Origin of the sequence: Saccharospirillum sp. (assembly GCF_040881935.1) — a bacterium.
GTDB lineage: Bacteria > Pseudomonadota > Gammaproteobacteria > Pseudomonadales > Natronospirillaceae > Saccharospirillum.
This window is the reverse complement of the sequence record NZ_JBBECH010000030.1, coordinates 54,826-75,910: the sequence shown is the minus strand read 5'-3', so window position 1 is coordinate 75,910 and position 21,085 is coordinate 54,826. Positions and strand designations below refer to the sequence as shown.

Genomic DNA, 21,085 nt, shown 5'->3' with positions numbered 1-21,085 from the left:
CCCCGGTTATAAGGCTGCCAGTTCGGCAGCCTCCTCGACGTTCACGGATACCAGGCGCGACACGCCCGGCTCATTCATGGTTACACCCATCAACTGGTGGGCCATTTCCATCGCGATCTTGTTGTGAGTGATGTAGATAAACTGTACGTGTTCGGCCATGGCCTCCACCAATTTTGCGTAGCGTCCGACGTTGGCGTCATCCAACGGCGCATCGACTTCATCCAGCATACAGAACGGCGCCGGATTCAGCCGGAAAATACTGAACACCAGGGCAATGGCGGTCAACGCCTTTTCACCCCCGGATAACAAATGAATCGTGCTGTTCCGCTTACCCGGTGGCCGCGCCATGATGGCTACACCGGTATCAAGCAGGTCGTCGCCGGTCAGTTCCAGATAAGCATGGCCACCGCCGAACACCTTGGGAAACAGCTCCTGCAACCCCTGGTTTACTCGGTCGAAGGTTTCCTTGAACCGGGTCCGGGTTTCACGATCAATCTTACGAATGGCATTCTCCAGTGTCTCCAGCGCTCGCTGCAAGTCCTGATCCTGCTCATCCAGGTAACGTTTACGTTCACTTTGCGTCTGGTACTCTTCAATGGCGGCCAGATTGATCGGCCCAAGGCGCTGAATTTTGGCGGCCAGTCGCTCCAAAGCCTCTTCCCATTGTGTCTCGTTGGCCTCTTCGGGCAGATTGGCGATCACCGTATCGAGATCAAACTGCTGTTCAGCCAGTTGCTCGGCGAGCGTCGCACGCCGGGTAATCTGTGTTTGAGCCGCCATCTTATGCTGTTCAAGCTCGGTACGCACCGCCATGGCTTGCTGATCGGCGACCACTCTCTGTTGCTCCAGTGAGCGCATGTCGGCATCTGAGCTCTCCATCGCCGAGCGCTTTTCCTGCAACGATTCTTCCAGTTCCAGCCGGGCTTCAAGCTTGATCTCCAGCGTCTCGCGCAGATCATCCAGTGGGTCCTGGCGATCATCCATTTGCGCTTTCAGACGCTCCAGCCGCTCCTCTGCCCGCTCCTTCTGCTGAGCGGCGCGCTCCAGTGCCCCGGTTAACGAGTTTACTTCCGTCTGTAATGTCTGGTATTTCAATTGCAATTGATGCTGGGCATCCCGTGCCTGACGCACAGCATCCCGTTTTTCATCCAGGGTGATGCGGTGTTCCTCGCGCTCGGCCATCAGCGCTTCTCGTTCATCCACATCCTCTTCCATTAAATCCAGCGACTGCTGCAGTTCTTCACGGTCCATGGCCAGCGTTTCGCGCTCAGCGGCCATCTGGGTCTCAACTTCCCGAATGTCTTCGTGAAGGCGTGCCCGGCGCTCGCGCATTTGCTCCGCCTGCACCCGGCGACCGCTGAGTTCCGACTTGGCCTCGGCCAGTTGCCGTGACAGCTGCTGGTTATCACGCTGTACCTGCTCTCGCTCTTCTTCAATGGCTTTCTGTTGCATCAACGCCATATTCAGACTGACGTCCAGGTCTTCCTCGACGGCTTCGAGTTCATCGAGCTCTCCGACCAGCGTTTCCAGTTCCTGTTGCTGGCTGAGCAACCCGTCGGAGCCGCCCTCCCCGCGCTGAATTCGCAGCCAATTGTGGCTGATCCACACGCCATCCGGAGTAATCAGACTTTCGTGTGGAGCCAGGCTGTCACGGCGAGACAGCGCTTCTTCCAGACTGTTCGCGGTATACACCGGGGCGAGCCAGGGCGACAGATCCCGATCACACTGAACCTTGCGTAACAGTGACTGGCCAGCCTCGCCTACATCGCGGGCTCGTTCGGTCGACAGTAACGTCAGAGTGCCGTCCTGAAACCGGCTGATGGCGCCGCTGACCGAGTCCAGTGAATCGATGGCGATGGCCTGTAGGCGATCGCCCAATACAGCCTCGACTGCCGCTTCCCAGCCGGGTTCGACACTCAGTTCCTGCGCCAGACGGCGCGCTTCGCGCAACTGGTTACTGGCCAGCCAGTCACGCACGCCCTGGGCTTCATCGCCTATGGCGGCTTTGATCAGTGCCCGCAATGTGGCCTGGCGGCCCTGCTTTTGCTGCAGTTGCTGGCGCACGGTGTCGTGCTCGCGTCGTTTGGCCTCGGCTTGCTCGCGGCTGCTTTGTTGCTGTTCGGCCAGTTCGTCCATGCGCGTCTGAAATTGCTCAGACCGCATTTCCAGCTCATCGGTCTGATCGATCAGGGCTTCCAGGTTCTCGGCTTCCGGGTCGGCGGCCAGTTGATCGCGCTCGCGGTACAGGGTTTCCTGGCGGCGGTGCAACTGCTCGATCACGCGTTCCAGGTGCTGAATACGGGATTGGGCGACTTCTGCCTGGCGTTTCGGGCCCTGGGCGTTCTGGTTGAATTGATCCCAGCGGCTCTGCCAATCTTGCTGGCGCCGTTCCAGATCGGCCAGTTCATCGGCGGCCAGGCCCACCTGTTCTTCTGCAGCTTCCAGCTCGGGCGCCAGCATTTCCAGCAATTCCCGGGCTTCTTCCACCCGGTCGCTGTCAGACTGGCTGGCCTGGGTGGCCTCCTGCAGGGTTCGCTCGGCGTCCTGAATATCCTGCACCAGCTGGTGGCTCTGCTCCTGGCGATGCTGCATGGTCTGTTCGAAGCGGGCGATTTCGTTACCCAGCTGATAATACTGCGCCTGAACGTCGTTGAAGGCTTCGGTAGCAGCGTGGTGTGCCTCACGCAGTGCTTCAATGTCGGCATCGATACGACGCTGTTCAGTGACAAAGCTCTCATACCGGGTTTCAAACTCGGCGATGCGCATGTCCTGTTCGGATACTTCCCGGTCGAGCCCTTGCCAGCGCAAGGCGGCCAGCTGGGCCCGGGTGGTGCGCTCTTCCTGTTTGAATTCCTTGTATTTCTCGGCTGACTGGGCCTGGCGATGCAGGTGTTGCAGCTGGCGTTCCAGCTCTTCGCGAATGTCGGTCAGGCGTTCCAGATTCTCGCGGGTGCGGCGCATCCGGTTTTCGGTTTCACGGCGGCGCTCCTTGTACCGGGAAATGCCCGCCGCTTCTTCGATGGTGTTGCGCAGGTCTTCCGGCTTGGCTTCAATCAGCCGTGAAATCATGCCTTGTTCAATAATGGCGTAGCTGCGCGCACCCAGACCGGTGCCGAGAAACAGGTCGGTGACGTCTTTACGGCGGCATTTGGTGCCGTTCAGGAAATAGGTGGACTGGCCGTCTCGCGTTACCCGGCGACGGATGGCGATTTCGTTGAAGGCCGCATATTCGCCTGTCAGGGAATGGTCCGAATTATCGAACACCAGCTCGACCGAGCACTGGCCTACCGGATTGCGGGCATTACTGCCATTGAAGATGACATCCGTCATCGACTCGCCACGCAGGTGCTTGGCGGACGATTCACCCATCACCCAGCGCACCGCGTCGATGGTGTTGGACTTACCACAGCCGTTCGGGCCGACAATGGCCGACAAATTGGTCGGGAACGGAATGGTGGTCGGGTCAACAAAGGATTTGAACCCGGCCATTTTAATGCTTTTCAATCGCATAGGGCGATGTCAGTCCAGTGCTAGCGGGCCCGGCATCATGCCAGGCCCCACGATCGAATTAATACTCAAGTTCGGGTCGGTTCGGTGGCATTGGTCCGCAACGGCTACCGGGGGCGCCCCTGTGGGGTCGGCGTAAATCCGTCCATGGAGCCTAGGCCGCAGCATCCCTGCTGCGGACTACCCCACAGGGGCACCCCCGGCAGCCGCTGCTTGTCACTTCCGCGAACTCCGAAACTTGGGTTACTGCCTGAGTTTCACAGTTCGCAACCAATTGAGTGCCAGGTGCTGGGGGTACCTATCCGGGGTAGTCTGCAGCAGGGATGCTGCAGTCTAGGCCCCATAGATGGGTTCACGCCGACCCCGGATAGGTACACCCGGTGCCTGACACGGACTCATGGCACCAATGTACAACCGAACTCCGAAACTTGAGTTAATAGGCTCGATTCTAGCGTCAATCGCGGCCGGTTGAAACCGTCTCCCGACGGCGATTTTTAGTGCCAGATCAAGGACTTAGATTTCACCTGAAAATGTGATCCCGGTCACCCGAAAATCACCCGGCACCTCTGCCTGCCTCGCTCAGGGCTGCTGCACGTTCAGGTTGACGGCGATGGTGGTCTTATCGGCCAAGTCCAGCGTCACGTCGTTGGCGACCCAATCGCCAGCCGCCGGTTCAGCAACGCCCTCAAAGGAGACCCGGGCCGAAACCGCTACTTTTTGCTGGCCGCTCAGCCCACCCATGCCGCCCATGGCGTCGGCATCGGTTAACACCACGGTCAGTTCCCGGGCAGACACCGGCAAGCGTTTGACCGCCAGCGGCATGCGGCTATCGACGGGTCGTGCGAACACGAACAATACGGCGCTTTCCGGCAACCCTTCCCAGGCAGCTGGCAGCGTCAGGCTGACTTCAATACTGGGCCCCAAATCGGCTTCGTAATCAATGCCTTGCGCCGCCAGGGCAGCCTGGGAACGGCTAATAAACTCTTCGATCAGGCGTGTGTCTGCGGTTTCACCCGCCAGCCGTTTAAGCCGGGTCCAGTAATTGATGGAATCTCGGTAATTTTCCAATTCAAACGTCAGACGACCGGCAAAGCCCAGTGCCAGGGTATTCTGGGCGTTGTATTCCAGCGCCTCCCGAAACCGAGCCAGGGCGGGTTCGGCCTGCTGCTGCGCCCACAGTGTCTGCCCGAGATACGCCAGTATCATCGACTCGTCTTCCGCATTGCGGGCACCGTCACGCAGCAGTGTCAGCACCCGTTCCAGCGTTGGCTGAGCCCGGCTGTACTGCCCCAGTTCCATTTGCATGTTGGCTAGCCGAAACCAGCCTTCCATGTCGTCAGGCTGGTTTTGCAGCAGGGCTTCATAGCCATCGAGCGTTTCCATCAGTTGGGCTTCGGTCGGGTTTGGGTCCGTTGCCAGGGCTACAAAGTTTTTCCGCACGGCGACCGCATCCGAAGCCCCCCAATAGCTATACAACCCCCAGGCAGCACCGCTCATTATTAGGCCCGTGACGGCCACCACCGCCATCGGTACCGCTCGCCCGGGTTCGGCATCACCGGCTTTGCGGGTATCTTCCAGTAGAGCCCGTTCGGTTTCCGCCCTGAATTGCTGGTAATCGGTGACTTCGAGGTCACCGCGCTGGTGTTCTTCATCCAGGGCCTGCAACCGGGCTTTGTGGATCTGAATCGACTCGGTAACTGAATCCCGTTCCAGAGCGTCGCTCCGCCGCCGCCCCAGGGTTGCAACAAACACCAAAGCCAGCACCAGCAATACGCCAAATACAAAGAGGGACATAGGGGTTAAGAATCCTTTTCCAGCAGGGCCTGAAGACGCATTCGTTCATCGTCACTGAGTTTATCCGGTTCCCCGGCTCCCGAGCGGCGGGCCAGCCAGGTCACCAACATCGCGCCAAGCAACAGCGCCAGAATCGGGCCAACCCAGAGCCAGGCCGTACCCCAGTTCAGGCGTGGCTGATAAATAACGAATTCGGTGTAACGATCGACCATGTAATTCACGATTTGATCGTCGCTGTAGCCCAGATGCAGCAATTCGTAGGTTTTGTTGCGCATGTCGTCAGCAATGGGCGAGTTAGAACCGGCGATGCTCTGGTTCTGACATTTCGGGCAGCGCAATTTTTCAGTCAGTTCCTGGTACCGTTCGCGCAAGGTGTCGTTGTCGAATACCAAACTTTGCTGCTCGGCCATGGCAAACAGCGACACCAGCAGCAGGCCTGCCATTATCAGTCGGTTACTCCATCGCATCGTATACGGCCTTTAATTTGTTGTCCCACAGGGCCGAATCTATCGGGCCCTGAAACCGGTGCTGAATCGTACCGGATGAATCGACAAAGAAGGTTTCCGGTGCACCGGTTACGCCCAGTTCAAACCCCAGATCTCCGTTGGGATCGTAGACATCAATCTCATAGGGGTTTGCATAATCGCGCAGCCAGTCAACGGCCAGCTCCCGGTCGTCCTTATAATTGACGCCAATGATGCGCACCCCTTCACTGGCCAGACTGTTCAGATAGGGGTGTTCAAATTTGCACGAGGGGCACCAGGTCGCCCAGAAATTCATCAGATAAGGTTCGCCAGCGAGGTCTTCTTCGGTCAGGGTTCGATCGTCGTCGTTGACGTCGGTGAGCCTGAATTCAGGCATCGCCCGCCCTTCCAGGGCCGAATCCATTTCCTGGGGGTTAACCCCGGTCAACAAGGCAAATGCGAACAGTGCCATCATAACGGCGATAGCTACGAGAGGCAGAAAAAAGACAAACCGCTTGCTCATAGTGTCACCCCCGGTTTTCTGCGATAGCGCCGATCCAGCACGGCGACCACACCACCCAGCGCCATCAATAGCGCCCCAAGCCAAATCCAGCGCACAAAGGGTTTCACCTGCAAGCGTAACGACCAGACCTGACGGCTGTCATCCAACGGCTCCGCCATGGAAGCATAGAGATCACGGAACAGGCCACCGTCGATACCGGCCTCGGTCATGGTGCTCGACTGAACGGTGTAGAACCGTTTTTCTGGCGCAAGACTCGCCACCTGCCGGTCATTCCTGAACACATTCAAAATGCCTTCATCACCCTGGAAGTTAGACCCACTGACCTGTCGTGTGCCCTGGAATTCGAATTGATAGTCACCCATGCTGACCCGGTCACCCGGCCCCATGCGGTAGTCGCGAGTGACTTCGTAGTTGGACACCAGCACCACGCCAATCACCGCAAATACCAGCCCCAGATGCGCCAGCCACATGCCCCAGAAACCGCCTCCGGCACGTGCCAGGGCCCGCCAGGGGTTACTGGCATTACGCGACCGGTCGATCAGCAAGCGCACCAGACCTGCCAGCAGCCAAAACGCCAGTGCCAGGCCAAGCCAGACCTGCCAGTGAAAGCGTCCAGACACCAACAGCGGCAACACCAACCCGGCCACAATGGCGATGGGAATACCCGTTTTCAGCAGCGTAGAAAGATCCTGAGCGGGGTGTCGCTTCCAGCGCAACAACTGACCGACAGCCACCAGTGACAGCAGAAACACCATAAAGAAATTGAACATGGCGCTGAAATACGGCGCACCTACTGAAATTTTGCGCAGATTCAGCGCGTCAAACAACAGCGGAAACAACGTCCCCAGCAATACCATAAAGGTGATGACGACCAGAATGATGTTATTGAACTGCAGGAAGGTTTCCCGCGACAGCAAGCGATATTCACCCGCCACCCGAATTTGTGAAGCGCGTAAGGCGTACAACAGCAATGAACCACCAACAGTCAGCAGCAGAATCATCAGAATAAAAATGCCGCGCTCGGGGTCAGTGGCAAAGGAATGCACACTGGTCAGCACGCCACTGCGTACCAGGAAAGTCCCCAGCAAGCTGAACGAGAACGCCATAATAGCCAGCAACAACGTCCAGGATTTGAACAAATTGCGTTTTTCGGTCACCGCCTGGGAATGTATCAGTGCAGTGCCGATCAGCCATGGCATGAAGGACGCATTCTCGACCGGGTCCCAGAACCACCAGCCGCCCCAGCCAAGTTCGTAATAAGCCCACCAGCTGCCGAGCGCAATGCCGACGGTCAGAAACGCCCAGGCGACGTTAGTCCAGGGCCGCGACCAGCGCACCCAGCCCGCATCAAAGCGGCCGGTAATCAGCGCGGCGATGGCAAAGGCAAAGGCCACCGAAAAACCCACATAGCCCATGTAAAGTGTTGGCGGATGCAGAATCAGCCCTATGTCCTGCAGCAGGGGGTTCAGGTCAGCCCCGTCACCCGGGGGTATCGGCAATAAACGATCGAAGGGGTTGGAGGTTTGCAGCAAAAACAGCAGGAAGGCAACGGCGATGATGCCCATAACCCCCAGCACAGCGCTTTTCAGTTCAAGCGATAGACTGCGGGCAAACAGACTGACGGCCACGGCCCAACCGGCGAGCATCAGAATCCACAACAACATGGAGCCTTCGTGGTTGCCCCAGGTGGCTGAGATCTTGTAGAACCAGGGCAGCCGGGTATTGGAGTTTTCAGACACAATGCGCACGGAAAAGTCATCGTTAACAAAACTGGCGACCAGCAGACCAAACCCCAGGCAGAGAAACACGAAGAGCCCCCAGGTCCAGGCTGGCGCCGTACGCTGATAGCCAGGATGTCCTGCAACGACGCCGTACAGCGGCATAACAGCCAATCCAATGGCCATCAAAAACGCCAGGATCAGCGCAAACTGTCCAAATTCCGGTAACATAAAACTCCTCAGTAACCGTAGCGGCTGGTGGGTTGGGTATCGCGCGAAGTAGCGTCACCGCCGGTCGCGTTCGATGCCTGTTCGGCACGCTCCAGAGCATCGGTAATTTCTACCGGCATATAGGTTTCATCGTGCTTGGCCAGCACTTCACTGGCGACGACGATGCCAGCATCGTTCAGTCGGCCAATGGCGACGACGCCGTCACCTTCGCGAAACAGGTCGGGCAGAATGCCGTCGTATTCGACGGTGACGTCAGCTGCAAAATCCGTCACCACAAACTGGACTTTCAGGGTTTCGCCTTGCCGCTGTACCGACCCTTCACGCACCATGCCCCCGGCCCGAATCTGACGATCCAGCGGCGCTTCACCCCGGGCAATATCCGAAGGTGAATAGAAGAAGTTCATGTTTTGCCCCAGAGCAAACAACACCAGCAATACAGTGACCGCAACACCCCCGGTCCCGAGTAAAATCAGCATCAGTCGTTGTTTACGTTTTGGATTCATCGTTGCTCCCGCCGCAAGCGGCGTTTGTGATCGGAAATCAACCGTTGGCGATGCAGGCGCGGGCTAATAACATTGAACGCCATCACCGCCGCCCCCACGGCATAGGCAGACCAGACGTAAAAGCCATGTTCACCCATGGCCAGAAAGGCCGTAAAAGAATCAAAAGCGCCCATTACTGGCCCTCTGCAAATCGATTCAGCTCTTCTTCAACCCAGCGCGACTTGCGCTCGCGCTGCAGGATTTCGAGCCGGGTACGCATCAGTACCCAGGCCATACTGGCAAGGTAAAACCCCAGAATGGCCATTAAAAAGGGAATCAGCATGCTCGTGTGCATGGGTGGCGCTTCAGTAAACTTCAGGGTGGCCGGCTGATGCAGGGTATTCCACCACTCCACTGAAAACTTGATGATTGGCAAGTTCACCACGCCCACCAAAGCGAGAATCGCTGCGGCGCGGTCGCCGCTTTCAGGGCGTTCCATGGCGTTGTGCAGTGCCCAGAGGCCGAAATAGAGCAAAAGCAGGACCAGCATGGAGGTAAGCCGCGCATCCCACTCCCACCAGGTGCCCCAGGTGGGTTTGCCCCAAATAGCTCCGGTGACTAACGCCAGCAACGCCATACTGGCGCCTACAGGTATGCATTGTTTGGCGACAAAAAACGCCAGCTTCATCTTCCAGACCAGGCCAACCAGACCCAACACCGCGATGGCGGCATAAATGGCCTGAGACAGAAACGCCGAAGGAACATGAATGAAGATGATCCGGTAGCTGTTGCCCTGCAAGCGTTCAACCGGCGCGAACATCAACCCCCAGACCAGAGCAACGGCAATGATCAGCGTTGCCGCCCAGCCCAGCCAGAAGCTCCAGGGCTGACTCATGGTGTAAAACCATTTCGGCGATGACCATTTGTGAAACCACCTGACAAAGGCTTGCCACATGCTAGAGGTACTCCCACTGCCCGGCTCTACCGGGCAGCCTGTTCGAATTCAATCGCCCACCGCAATGCGGAGAGCAACAACGGTCAACAGTGGTGCCAGGGCCAGCGACCCGGTCGTCATCGCAGCCAGCATGGCGAGCTGCGCCAGCCAGGGCAAACCGGCCACCTGGGCCTGGACGGCACCGGTTCCAAATATGATAACAGGCACAAAAAGCGGCATGATGAGCAGGGTCAACAACAAGCCACCCTTTTGCAAACCTACCGTTAAAGCGGCGCCAATACTGCCAATGAGGCTTAAACTCAGGGTTCCCAGCGCCAATGTCAGCATCAACAGCGGTATGGCACTCTCCGGCAAGCCCAGCATCACCGACAACAGTGGTGCCATTATCGTCAGTGGCAGCCCAGTCACCAGCCAGTGTACCCAGACTTTACAGAGCACCAGTGACGTTGGTGGCAGTGATGCCAACAGCATCTGTTCCAGCGAGCCGTCTTCGTAGTCACTGCGAAACAACAGATCGAGTGACAGTAAATTGGCCAGCAGAGCACCGACCCACAACACACCGGGAGCCATGCCTGCCAATGTCGACATATCTGGCGTCACACCCAGCGGAAACAGCACCACGACGATCAGGAAAAACAGAAGGGGATTGGCGAGGTCTGAGCGACGCCGATACGCAAGCTGCATTTCCCGCCGGAACACCGACCTGAGCAATGGCAGGAACGTCATGACGCAGCCCCCAGTTCAAGTGTTCGCACCGTTGCGCTGTCGAGGCCGTGGTGGCTGGTCATAATGACAGCGCCGCCACTCTGTGCGAACGCCAGAATACGAGCCTTCAGACGATCGACCGCGTTAACATCCAACGCCGTCAATGGTTCGTCCAACACCCAGGCACGCACTTGTTCCGGTTCCAGCGGCAAGTAGAGCCTGGCCAGAGCCACTCGCCGCTGCTGCCCGGCCGACAACTGATGACTGGGCACATCTTCAAAGCCTCGCAAACCGACGGCTCCCAGAGCGTCCCAAACGACCGATTCGGGCACCCGAATGCCATGTAATGCGAGCGCATACGCCATATTTTCGAGCGGTGATTGTAACAACGTCACTGCGGGCCTATGGGCGATATACCAAATCTTTTCACAGGGTTCTGCGGTGGCTTCCGACGAATCCGGAAACCAGTTTACAGCGCCCTCAACCACCGAACTAATGCCCACCAAACGACGCAACAGAGTCGTCTTACCCGACCCGTTCGGGCCGGTTAGATGCAGAATCTCACCACTTGCCACGTCAAACGACAAATCCCTGAAAAGATGCCGGTCATCACGCTCGCAATCCAGTCCCACTGCGGACAACACTCGGGCCATGGTCTGTCTCTGAAAAAAGGTCGCGGGATTATACCTACTCGGGGGCCGGAATACGAAAGCCTGACTATGTTAGTTAACCACAGAACCAGCGAGGGCTGTCGGGTGCGTCTACTAACTGGAGCTATCCACCGACACCAGATGTCGGATTCGTACGCCCTTGGGTAGTTGGCGCAGACGCTCGTTGATCCAGTCGAGCAGCACTGGGAAGTGGTCTACCCAGGCGTCGTCGTGGATTAACATGGATTGGGCGCTGTAGTTGCGCAGGTTGCCGTCGCGTTGGCCCAGTACCCAGAGGCGGCCATTGTGGGTGCCCAGTTCGCGCATGAACTCGCGTACATCGGCTACGTGGTCGGTGTAGCCCCCGTTGCGTCGGGCTAGGTAAAGGCTGGGTGGCCAGTTGAGGTGTTTGGCGGCGTCTGAATAATTGAAATCGGTATCGTCATTCGATACCCAGGGGCCGTTGGACCAGCGCAAAAAATCCCGATACAACGCCAGGTATTCCGGTTCCGTGCCTTTGCCCAGCCACCGCATGGGAACCGCGCCTTTTATCGCGCCTAACGCTGGCAGTATCGATTCGGTGATCAGGCGGCCCAGCGCTGAATGGTGAACCCCACCCAGAGTAGCGTTGCGCCGCGTACCCAGATGAATCATGCCCAGCACACCGGGGCGAACGCCCGGTTCACGGGCATAAGCCGAGGCTAGCAGTACGCCGCCAAAGCCCTGGCCAACCAGAAAAATCGGCAGGCCATCGGCCTGGCGACGGGCTTCGGCCATGAGCCGGGGCAAGTCTTCACGGATAATCAGGTTGGCGTCGTGGTCGAGTCTGCGGCTCAGATGTGGCCAGCTTTGGCCGTGGCCGATCAGGTCGGGTACCAGGCAGTGAAAGCCCATATCGGCCAGAAACTGTGCCAACCCGTGCCCCTGGTGGCAAAACACATCGCCCTTATTACCAAGGCCGTGCAAGAGCACGACCATCGCCTGGGGTGCCTCTGGTAGAAACTGACGAACAAACAACTGGCCGCCCTGCCAGGTCGGCACTTTCAGTCGATATTCCTTGATGCCGTGTTTCATTCAGCGAGTACCTGTTGCCATTGTTTTTCCAGTCGTTTAGCCGAGATCGGTACCTTGGTACCCAGCGTCTGCGCAAACAGCGAGACCCGATATTCTTCCAGCAACCAGCGAAACTCCGTCAACGCCGGGCTAACCATTTGCTGTTCTGTCAAGGTGCGCTGCTTGATCTGGTAACGTTGCCAAAAGCCAGCGAGTTCATCCACCAAAAACTGCTCCCGGGCAGGTACACCGCCCGCCCGGTTCAGACGCCGATCGGCACCGTCCAGATACCGTGGTAATTCGGCAAACCAGTCAGCCTGTGTTGCGCTGATAAAACCGGGGTAGACCAGATGATTTAATTGCCCGGCGATGTCAGCGTAAATGAAGGCTGTGGCAAAGGTCACGCGTCCTTTCAATTGTTTACGTATCTGGTGGTGACGATGCAGCACCTCATGCACCTGACGCGCCAGCTGTTCGCCCTGCTCTACCAGATCGCCACGGCCGGCTTCGACCCAGGCAGCAAACTCCGTCTGCGTTCGCGGCAAGGGTTTACCACGGTCCAGCGTTCGCGCCAGTATGGCCCACAGCAAGTCCTGACGCAGTGGCTCTGCCTTGCCATAGGGCGCAAACAGCAAGGCACTTTCCTTGAAGGCTGGCAGACGTTTGGCCAGGTAGCTCAGTGGCTGTTCCAGCTGAAACCAGGCCAGGCGCCGTAAACCCTGGCGATGCTGTTGTTCGGCCCAGGGTTGCTGCGTGAACGACTCCAACGCGACTGCGTTGACTTTGTCGACCAGCGCCGGGAACACATCAATGTGAATGCCCGCCTGAATGCGGTGCTCTACTTCGGGCAAACCAGCAAACGACCAGTCGGTGTAATGAGCCGGGCCTGAATCCTCCGCCCGGGTTTTGGTCGCGCTCGCCCGGTCTTTGGCCGCCTGAACATTGGCCGGGGATTTCAGGGCATCCAGATCGCGACCCGAGGCGATGACTTTACCGGCGTCATCAACCACGTTGAAGCGGAACCGGTGATGGGCTTCGAGTTTGTCGGGTTGCCATTCATCTTGCGGCACGCGAATACCGGTCATACGGAACAACCGCTCGGCGATGGCCCTGGTCAGCGGGGTGTCATCCGGTGCCAGGCTGTTCATCAGCGCATCGGCAAAATCCGGAACCGGCACAAAATTGCGCCGGTAAGATTTCGGCAATGCCTTGATCAACGCAATGATTTTGTCGCGCAGCATGCCCGGCACCAGCCATTCCAACCGACCGGCTGGCAACTGAGCAAGCGCACCGGCCGGTACTGTCATGGTGACACCATCGGCTTCTGTTCCCGGTTCGAACTGGTATTTCAGGGGCAGTTTCATGCGCCCGACGGTTATAAAATCCGGGTACTGCTGCTCGTTAACCTGATCCGCCGAATGCTGCATCAGTGCTTCCGGGGTTAGATCGAGCGCGTCTTTGGGCTGCTGTTTGAGCCAGGCGTGAAAACCGGCGGCATTGACGATGTCGGCCGGAATGCGCTGGTCGTAAAAAGCCACCAGTTGATCGTCATCGACCAGAATATCGCGGCGGCGGGTCTTGTCTTCCAGACCGGTCACTTCCGCCAACATGGCCCGGTTGCGCTGGAAGAAGGGGGCGTTAGTCTGAAATTCACCCTCTACCAAGGCCGAGCGGATAAAAATCTCACGTGCCAACGGCGGGTCAATGGCCCCGAAATGCACCGAGCGCTGGGCAACGATGGGCAGGCCATAGAGCATCAGCGTTTCTTTGGCGACGACCTGACCACGCTTCTTTTCCCAGTGCGGGTCGGTGTGGTTGCGTTTTATCAAATGCATGGCCAGCGGTTCGAGCCAGGCCGGTTCGATGCGCGCCACGGTGCGCGCGAACACCTGAGTGGTTTCTACCAGTTCAGCCGCAACCAACCATTTGGGCCCTTTGCGAGACAACGCGGATGAAGGATGAATTCGACACTGGCGCCCCCGGGCGGCGGTGTAGAGTTTCTCTTCCTTGTAGGTCGCGATCTGCGACAGCAAACCCGAGGCCAGCGCCTTGTGGACCTGCTCGTAACTGGCTACCTGATCATTCAAGCGAAACCCGAGCGATTTGGCCAGCAGATGCAACTGGCGGTGAATATCACGCCATTCGCGCATGCGCAGGTAGTTCAGAAACTGCGTTTTGCAGAACTTGCGCAACTGGCCCTGGCTGAGTGTCTGGCGCTGTTCTTCGTAGCGCTGCCAGAGGTTCCAGAACGCCAGAAAATCGGAGTCTTTGTCTTTATCCTGAGCGTGTTTTTCGGTGGCCGCCTGTTGTTTGTCCTGCGGTCGCTCACGCGGGTCTGGGATCGACAGCGCCGCTGCGATCACCAACACTTCACTCAGCGATTTCTGGCGGTTGGCTTCAATCACCATTCTGCCCAGGCGCGGGTCGACCGGCAGCCGTGCCAGCTCTTTGCCAAGTGGCGTCAAATGGCCTTTGTCGGTCACCGCCGCCAATTCAGTCAGCAGCGTATAACCGTCGCGGATCATCCGGCTATCGGGGGGTTCCAGAAACGGAAAATCCTCTACCTGGCCGAGCCGCATATGCAGCATTTGCAGTATCACCGACGCGAGATTGGTGCGCAGTATCTCCGGGTCAGTAAAGGCAGGTCGTTGCTGGAATTCCTCTTCGTCATAGAGCCGAATGCACAGGCCCGGCGCGATACGACCGCATCGCCCCGCCCGCTGATTGGCCGAGGCCTGGGAAATCGGCTCAATCGGCAGGCGCTGGATTTTGGAGCGGTAGCTGTAGCGACTGATGCGCACCAGGCCGCTGTCGATGACGTAATGAATACCCGGCACCGTCAGCGAGGTTTCGGCGACGTTGGTCGACAACACAATGCGTCGGCCACTGTGGCTGGCAAAGATCCGCTGTTGTTCACTGGCACTTAAACGAGCGTACAGCGGCAGCAATTCGGTGTGTCGTAACTGAGCGCGCTTCAGGATGTTAAACGTCTCCCGAATCTCCCGCTCACCCGGCAGAAACACCAGCACATCACCGCCGCTGTGCGCTGTTTTACCAGCGCGTTCACGCTGCTCTATCTCTTCAATGGCATTAAGCACGGCACTGGGCAGGTCTGAAGCGTAGTCATCTTCATCCGGGCTCATCGGCCGGTACAGATGTTCAACCGGATAGCTGCGCCCCGCTACTTCGATCACCGGTGCCTGGCTGAAATGCTCCGAGAAACGCTCAACATCAATGGTCGCCGAGGTGATGATCAGTTTCAGGTCCGGCCGACGCGGCAACAACTGCTTCAAATAACCCAATAGAAAGTCGATGTTCAGACTGCGCTCGTGGGCTTCATCAATGATGAGGGTGTCGTATTTATTGAGAAACGGATCCTGCTGAATTTCGTTCAGCAAAATACCGTCGGTCATCAGCTTGATCAGGGTGTCGTCGTTGGACTGATCAGTAAAGCGAACCTGATACCCCACCTGCTGACCGAGTTCAACGTTTAACTCTTCAGATAGCCGGTCTGCAACCGAACGCGCCGCCAGCCGGCGAGGCTGGGTATGACCAATCATCCCGGCCCGGCCCAGGCCTGCCCGCAAACACAGCTTGGGAATCTGTGTGGTCTTGCCCGAGCCGGTCTCACCGGCAATCACCACCACCTGGTGTTCAGTGATGGCGGCAAGAATATCCTCGGCCCGCTCGGATACCGGCAAGGTCTCATTCAGGCGAATCTCAGGGAGACGCAGTACGCGCGCATCAAACCTCTCACGGGAACGGGTAAATGCTTTTTCAATAGCGGCAACCAGGGAAGGCGATACCTCCCCTTTTTTTAGCTGCTGACGCCAAGTCTTGCAGCGTTGTATCAGGTAATGCCGGTCACGGACAAGACACTGCGACAGGTTCTGCTGAACCAGATCGGGGGTCAGTTCCGCGGTTGATACTGCACTGGACGGCATGTATAGACCTGTCAGCCAAAAGGGACGGCATTATAGGCATCTGGATGGGGAACGTAAAACAGCAAGCAGCGCAGAAACAGAAAAGACGCAAGCCCGGCACGCCCGGGGCTTGCGTCTCTCAGACCAGTGCTATTATTCGGCGTCGCGCAACTCGCGGCGCAGCACCTTGCCCACGTTCGTCTTGGGCAGTTCGTCACGGAATACAAACTGCTTGGGTATCTTGTAGCCGGTCAGGCCTTCACGGCAGAAATCCGACAGTTCTTTTTCCTCGACCGGGCCGTTGGTGACCACAAAGACTTTGACCGCTTCACCGGTTTTCTCGCTCGGCACCCCGACAGCGGCGCATTCAACCACTTTCGGGTGGCGTGTCAGCACGTCTTCGATTTCGTTCGGGTAGACGTTGAAGCCGGACACCACGATCATGTCTTTCTTGCGGTCGACGATCTTCAGGTAGCCGTCTTTCAGCAACACGGCAATGTCGCCGGTTTTCAGGAAGCCTGCTTCATCGATGGTTTTGGCGGTGTCATCCGGGCGATTCCAGTAGCCTTTCATCACCTGAGGGCCGCGCACCTGCAGTTCGCCTGGCTCATCAAAGCCGAGGAGTTTGCCATCGTCATCCGCGATGCGCACTTCGGTGTTTGGCGCCGGAATACCGATGGTACCCAGTTGCTGGAAACCCGCTGGGTTAAAGGAGATCACCGGTGACGATTCGGTCATGCCATAACCTTCGGAGACCGGGCAACCGGTCACTTCTTCCCAGCGCTCAGCCGCCGCACGCGTCAGCGCCATGCCGCCGGAAATGGTCAGTTTCAGGGCACTGAAATCGACTTTTTTGAAGTCTTCGTTATTCATCAGCGCCACAAACAACGTATTCAGACCAGCAAAGCCGGTGAACCGATGTTTGCCCAGCTCTTTGACAAAGCCCGGGATGTCGCGCGGGTTGGGAATCAGCAGGTTGTGGTTACCGGTGAACATGATGGTCATGCAGTTCACGGTAAACGCATAGATGTGATACAGCGGCAACGGCGCGACGAAGGTTTCCTGGCCGTCTTTCAGCGTCAGCTTGAAGAACTCGTAACACTGCAGCATGTTGGCGATCAGGTTGCGGTTGGTCAGCATCGCACCCTTGGCCACGCCCGTTGTGCCGCCGGTGTACTGCAGAATGATGGTTTCATCGTGCTTGCTTGGCGTGCGTTTGTAGGTTTTGGTGCTGCCCTGTTTCAACGCATCGCGGAAGCTGCCGACTTTACTGGTGTCGTAGGCCGGTACCATTTTCTTGACCTTCTTGACCACGGTATTGACCAGAACCCGCTTCAAACCCGGGTGCAGATCGGCAATTTCGGTGACGATAATGCGCTTGACCGGTGTCTTCGGCTGAACTCGAGTCGCCTGAGCGGCCATGCCGGCATACACCACCAGGGCCTTGGCACCGGAATCGTTCATCTGGTGTTCGAGCTCACGGTCGGTGTACAACGGGTTGGTATTGACCACGACCAGACCGGCACGCAACGCGCCAAAAACAGCAATGGGGTATTGCAGAATATTGGGCAACTGCACCGCGATGCGGTCGCCGGGCTGCAAGTCTGTCTCGTTCTGCAAATAGGCGGCAAAGTTGCCAGACAGCCGGTCGATATCCGCGTAAGTGAGCGTCTGGCCCATGCAGGTGTAGGCCGGTTTGTCGGCAAACTCTTTGGTTTTCTGGTCGAACAGATCGAGCACTGTGTCAAAGGCTTCCGGGTCAACCGTGGCTTTCATACCACCGGGGTATTGCGTATGGGTGTAGACGTCGCTCATGGACACTCCTCTCGTTCTTATTGTAAAAATCGTTAAAAAAACGCTGGCGAAGCGGGTGCCACTTCTCATTCAAACGTTTGTTTTATTTCCTGACCCGATTGTCCCTTTTTTACCAACCGGAATTCAACTCTTTAATGAATAAAGCGCACAGTTAATCGCCCATCTGGGACGGGAGCATCCTAACTAATCACGGCAATGGCCTTCTATGCCCCGGGCTTTGGGGGATTCCCCAACCTGGCCACTTATATCGGCCCAGGCAGCGGTATCATGAATCTGTGAGCGACCCCCAATAGAACTGGAAGCCATTCAAACGGCGTATAGAAATAACAGACCTGACGTGATTTTTACACTTTAACCGGCTTCCCGGGGTGCTTCATCGGCCTGTTTCATACTGCGAAACCGCAACACGATGCCGACAACAACGATCACCAGAGTGCCCACCACCATGGCCTGCAGCATGGGCATCAGAACGTTCAGGCTCGCCTGCAATCCCACATCCATAAAATCAAAGGCGGCTACAATAATCGCTGGCGCGTAATAGGGTTCAGGCTCGGTACCCTGCCAGGGTGTCAGCACGATGCACAGGTAGATCCAGGTGATCCACCAGCGCAGCGGCCGCCACGGCAGAAATCGGCCAATACGCCATAGCACCAGCCAAAAGCCAATCACACCCAGGCCATAGGCGGCCGCTGCGGTCCAGTAAACGTCTTGATAAATCATGAGTCAGTTGAATTCCATAAAATCGATGTTAAGGAGGCTCTGAACAATTCACGGCTAAACATTATCAATGATGAAGTCTTCCCAGTCTTCTTCCGGCACTTTATTGTCCCGCACCAAATCCAGATGCAGCACCGATGCATCGACCGCGTGGATGCGCTGGCTGTCATGCGCCCGCAACGGATGCCATTCCGGCAGGTCCTCGCCCTCGGCAATCAGCCGGTAGGCGCAGGTGCTGGGCAGCCAGAAAAACTGGTCGACATCTTCTGGCTTCAGCCAGACGCAGTTGGGTACCTTTTTTTGCCGCTCCTGATAGACAGTACAGCGGCAGCTGTCCGACAAATACTGGCACACCACGCGGGTATAGAACACCTCACCGCTGTCTTCGTCTTCCAGTTTTTGCAGGCAGCATTTAGCGCAGCCGTCGCAGAGTGATTCCCACTCTTCGGTCGACATCTCGCTCAGGGTTTTATGTTTCCAGAAAGGTTTGGCAGCCATCAGCGTGGGTGCACCGGCGTTGTCGGCTCCCGGTAAAGGTCGAGCATGCCTTCTTCACGGGGTGGCGGCATTTGCAGGTAATAGCCCTGCTCAACGATCTTACTCATCACCTTGTTTACATCCACCCGTGCCAGTAAACGAGTGGGCGTCAGCAGTAAATCCATCACCGGCAAGGGAGTGCCGAAACGGTCACGCAAGGCCTCAGGCACTCTTGCCAGACCTTCATGTCTCGACACGTAAAGGTACATGTCCTGGCGAGCTGACGACCGGTAAATGCTGGCCAGCACCCGTTCAGTCGTTGGTTTCACGGTGGTGCTCCTCGAGCAGGCGGGTCAGTGGGTCGACAATCAGCGGCTTGCGCCAGCCAGTCATCAACTCCGGCCATTGGTAATCACCGGTGTAGCAGCCGCTGCGCACCAGTTGCTCCAGCGGTTTGCGCCGGGCAAGCACTTCCGCCGGAACAGAAGCCTCCTGGGCCAGGTCGGCAATCAGGTCTTTGACCGATTTATAAAGCGCCGCCTGATCAGCCGGTAACGGCCCGGCCAGGCGTTCTGGCCAGTGTTCACGGCTCGCCTCATTACAGCGGCGTACGATCTCGACCACAGCATCGGCATAGAGCCTCACCTTGCGTGGGTGCAGGCCTTTTAGGCTGGCAAATACACTGCGCTGAGTGGGCATGGCCTGTGCGATCTGAATAATTTCGGCGTCCGACAGAATACGCGATCGGTTTACGTCCTGGTCCCGGGCCTGCTGCTCACGCCATTGCGCCAGTTGCTGCAGGCAGTACAACCGGGTTCCCTTGAGTTTCCAGGCGCCGCGCAATTTCAGGTAATACTGTGCCGGTGTCGGCGGGAAACTGTCGAGCGCGGCTCGCTGGCTGTCTTCCAACACCCACTCAAACCGGTTCTGCTCCTGCAACCGGGGCGCGTAACGCTGATACAGCTGCTCCAGCCAGAACACATCGGCCGCGGCATACTGGCACTGCTCTTCACCGAGCGGACGCAGTAGCCAGTTCGACCGGGTGGCGTCTTTAGGCAGGTTCTCGCCCAGTTCGGCTTCAACCGCCCGGGCAAAGCCCATTTGCAAATCATTGCCCAGCAGCGCGGCGGCAATCTGGGTATCAAATACCGGTGTAACCTGAGCGCCGGTGCCGTTGAACAGCACTTCAGCGTCTTCCGACAGCGAATGAAACACCTTGATGATGGCCGGGTTTTCGAGCACAGCCGCAAAGGCTTGCCAGTCGTCGATCGCCAGCGGGTCGATCAGCCAGATATCGCCCTCCAGCCCGACCTGAATCAGCCCGAGCTTGGCGAAAAAGGTGTCGGTACGGACAAACTCGGTGTCCATCGCCAGAACAGGGGCGTCCTGCCAGCGCTGGCAAGCCAGGCGGAGTGCGTCGTTGTCGCCTACCCAATGGTAGTGTTCAATCATGTTCAAAACCCAGTGTTTTGCGATCCTGCAGCGCCTGAGACAGACTATGGCTGTCTATCCGGCCAAATTCCGACCCGACGGGAATGCCGCGGGCGATTCGGGATACATCGACATTTAATGGCTGAATCTGTTCGGTCAGGTAATGCGCCGTGGCTTCCCCTTCCATTGAGGCATTGGTGGCCAGTATCACCTCTTGGATGGCCCCGCTCTTTACCCGCTCCAGCAACAAGGGCACCCCCAGTTCCTCGGGGCCAATGCCATCGATGGGTGAAAGATGCCCCTGCAACACGAAATAGTCGCCCTGGTAGCCACCGGATAACTCAATCGCCTCGCGGTCCTGCGGGGTTTCCACCACGCACAGACGGCTGTGATCACGGTCGGCATCCTGGCACAGGTCGCATACCGGTTGCTCGGTCAGTACCCGGCACTGGCCACAGTGCACAACGCCGTCGAGGGCGCGCTGCAGCGCTTGCGACAACATCAAAGCCCCCTCCCGGTCTCGCTCCAGCAGGTGCAGCGTCATTCGCTCGGCCGAGCGCGAGCCGACACCGGGCAACACCTGCAGAGCTTCCATCAATTGTTCGGTAAGCGGGCTGTACGCCATGCCAGACCTCGCTCC

At 57.7% G+C, this 21,085-nt stretch carries 18 protein-coding genes; all 18 read right to left on the bottom strand.

All coding sequences use genetic code 11. The annotated features are described in order from the left end of the window. Window positions 1-6: 6 nt before the first annotated feature. Window positions 7-3,510, bottom strand: a complete 3,504-nt coding sequence (smc, locus tag WEB54_RS04755) for a chromosome segregation protein SMC (protein WP_368053726.1) — start codon at window positions 3,508-3,510, stop codon at window positions 7-9. 576 nt (window positions 3,511-4,086) lie between these two features. Continuing rightward, window positions 4,087-5,301, bottom strand: coding sequence for a c-type cytochrome biogenesis protein CcmI (gene ccmI, locus WEB54_RS04750; protein ID WP_368053514.1), 1,215 nt, complete (start codon window positions 5,299-5,301; stop codon window positions 4,087-4,089). Between the two features lie 5 nt (window positions 5,302-5,306). Further along, window positions 5,307-5,744, bottom strand: coding sequence for a cytochrome c-type biogenesis protein CcmH (locus tag WEB54_RS04745; protein ID WP_368053516.1), 438 nt, complete (start codon window positions 5,742-5,744; stop codon window positions 5,307-5,309). Between the two features lie 10 nt (window positions 5,745-5,754). Beyond that, window positions 5,755-6,288 (bottom strand): DsbE family thiol:disulfide interchange protein, encoded by a 534-nt coding sequence (locus WEB54_RS04740; RefSeq protein WP_368053518.1) that lies wholly within the window; start codon window positions 6,286-6,288, stop codon window positions 5,755-5,757. Further along, window positions 6,285-8,237, bottom strand: coding sequence for a heme lyase CcmF/NrfE family subunit (locus WEB54_RS04735; RefSeq protein WP_368053520.1), 1,953 nt, complete (start codon window positions 8,235-8,237; stop codon window positions 6,285-6,287). Before WEB54_RS04735 ends, WEB54_RS04740 begins: the two co-directional genes overlap by 4 nt. Window positions 8,238-8,245: 8 nt before the next feature. Beyond that, complete coding sequence (ccmE, locus tag WEB54_RS04730) at window positions 8,246-8,740, bottom strand: cytochrome c maturation protein CcmE (protein WP_368053522.1); 495 nt, start codon at window positions 8,738-8,740, stop codon at window positions 8,246-8,248. Further along, window positions 8,737-8,913, bottom strand: a complete 177-nt coding sequence (ccmD, locus tag WEB54_RS04725; protein ID WP_368053524.1) for a heme exporter protein CcmD — start codon at window positions 8,911-8,913, stop codon at window positions 8,737-8,739. Before ccmD ends, ccmE begins: the two co-directional genes overlap by 4 nt. Further along, window positions 8,913-9,614 carry a heme ABC transporter permease CcmC gene (gene ccmC / locus WEB54_RS04720; RefSeq protein ID WP_368053526.1) on the bottom strand — a complete coding sequence of 234 codons (702 nt, stop codon included), beginning with the start codon at window positions 9,612-9,614 and terminating at the stop codon, window positions 8,913-8,915. Before ccmC ends, ccmD begins: the two co-directional genes overlap by 1 nt. A 108-nt stretch (window positions 9,615-9,722) precedes the next feature. Then, on the bottom strand, window positions 9,723-10,400 hold the full coding sequence (gene ccmB / locus WEB54_RS04715) for a heme exporter protein CcmB (RefSeq protein WP_368053528.1): 678 nt from the start codon (window positions 10,398-10,400) through the stop codon (window positions 9,723-9,725). Then, window positions 10,397-11,032 carry a cytochrome c biogenesis heme-transporting ATPase CcmA gene (gene ccmA, locus WEB54_RS04710; RefSeq protein ID WP_368053722.1) on the bottom strand — a complete coding sequence of 212 codons (636 nt, stop codon included), beginning with the start codon at window positions 11,030-11,032 and terminating at the stop codon, window positions 10,397-10,399. Before ccmA ends, ccmB begins: the two co-directional genes overlap by 4 nt. A 111-nt stretch (window positions 11,033-11,143) precedes the next feature. Continuing rightward, window positions 11,144-12,103, bottom strand: a complete 960-nt coding sequence (locus WEB54_RS04705; protein WP_368053531.1) for an alpha/beta fold hydrolase — start codon at window positions 12,101-12,103, stop codon at window positions 11,144-11,146. After that, window positions 12,100-16,026 carry an ATP-dependent RNA helicase HrpA gene (gene hrpA / locus WEB54_RS04700; RefSeq protein WP_368053720.1) on the bottom strand — a complete coding sequence of 1,309 codons (3,927 nt, stop codon included), beginning with the start codon at window positions 16,024-16,026 and terminating at the stop codon, window positions 12,100-12,102. The genes WEB54_RS04705 and hrpA overlap by 4 nt, the downstream gene beginning before the upstream one ends. Window positions 16,027-16,158: 132 nt before the next feature. After that, window positions 16,159-17,820, bottom strand: a complete 1,662-nt coding sequence (locus tag WEB54_RS04695; protein ID WP_368053718.1) for an AMP-binding protein — start codon at window positions 17,818-17,820, stop codon at window positions 16,159-16,161. 351 nt (window positions 17,821-18,171) lie between these two features. Continuing rightward, entirely contained in the window at window positions 18,172-18,540 is a 369-nt protein-coding gene (locus WEB54_RS04690; protein ID WP_368053716.1) for a hypothetical protein, read from the bottom strand. 54 nt (window positions 18,541-18,594) lie between these two features. Beyond that, on the bottom strand, window positions 18,595-19,035 hold the full coding sequence (locus WEB54_RS04685) for a YcgN family cysteine cluster protein (RefSeq protein ID WP_368053539.1): 441 nt from the start codon (window positions 19,033-19,035) through the stop codon (window positions 18,595-18,597). Next, window positions 19,035-19,343: a YcgL domain-containing protein gene (locus WEB54_RS04680; RefSeq protein WP_368053541.1), complete on the bottom strand. Its 309-nt coding sequence runs from the start codon at window positions 19,341-19,343 to the stop codon at window positions 19,035-19,037. Before WEB54_RS04680 ends, WEB54_RS04685 begins: the two co-directional genes overlap by 1 nt. Continuing rightward, window positions 19,327-20,466, bottom strand: coding sequence for a ribonuclease D (gene rnd / locus WEB54_RS04675; RefSeq protein WP_368053543.1), 1,140 nt, complete (start codon window positions 20,464-20,466; stop codon window positions 19,327-19,329). Before rnd ends, WEB54_RS04680 begins: the two co-directional genes overlap by 17 nt. Beyond that, window positions 20,459-21,070: a recombination mediator RecR gene (gene recR / locus WEB54_RS04670; protein WP_368053545.1), complete on the bottom strand. Its 612-nt coding sequence runs from the start codon at window positions 21,068-21,070 to the stop codon at window positions 20,459-20,461. Before recR ends, rnd begins: the two co-directional genes overlap by 8 nt. Between the last annotated feature and the right edge of the window lie 15 nt (window positions 21,071-21,085).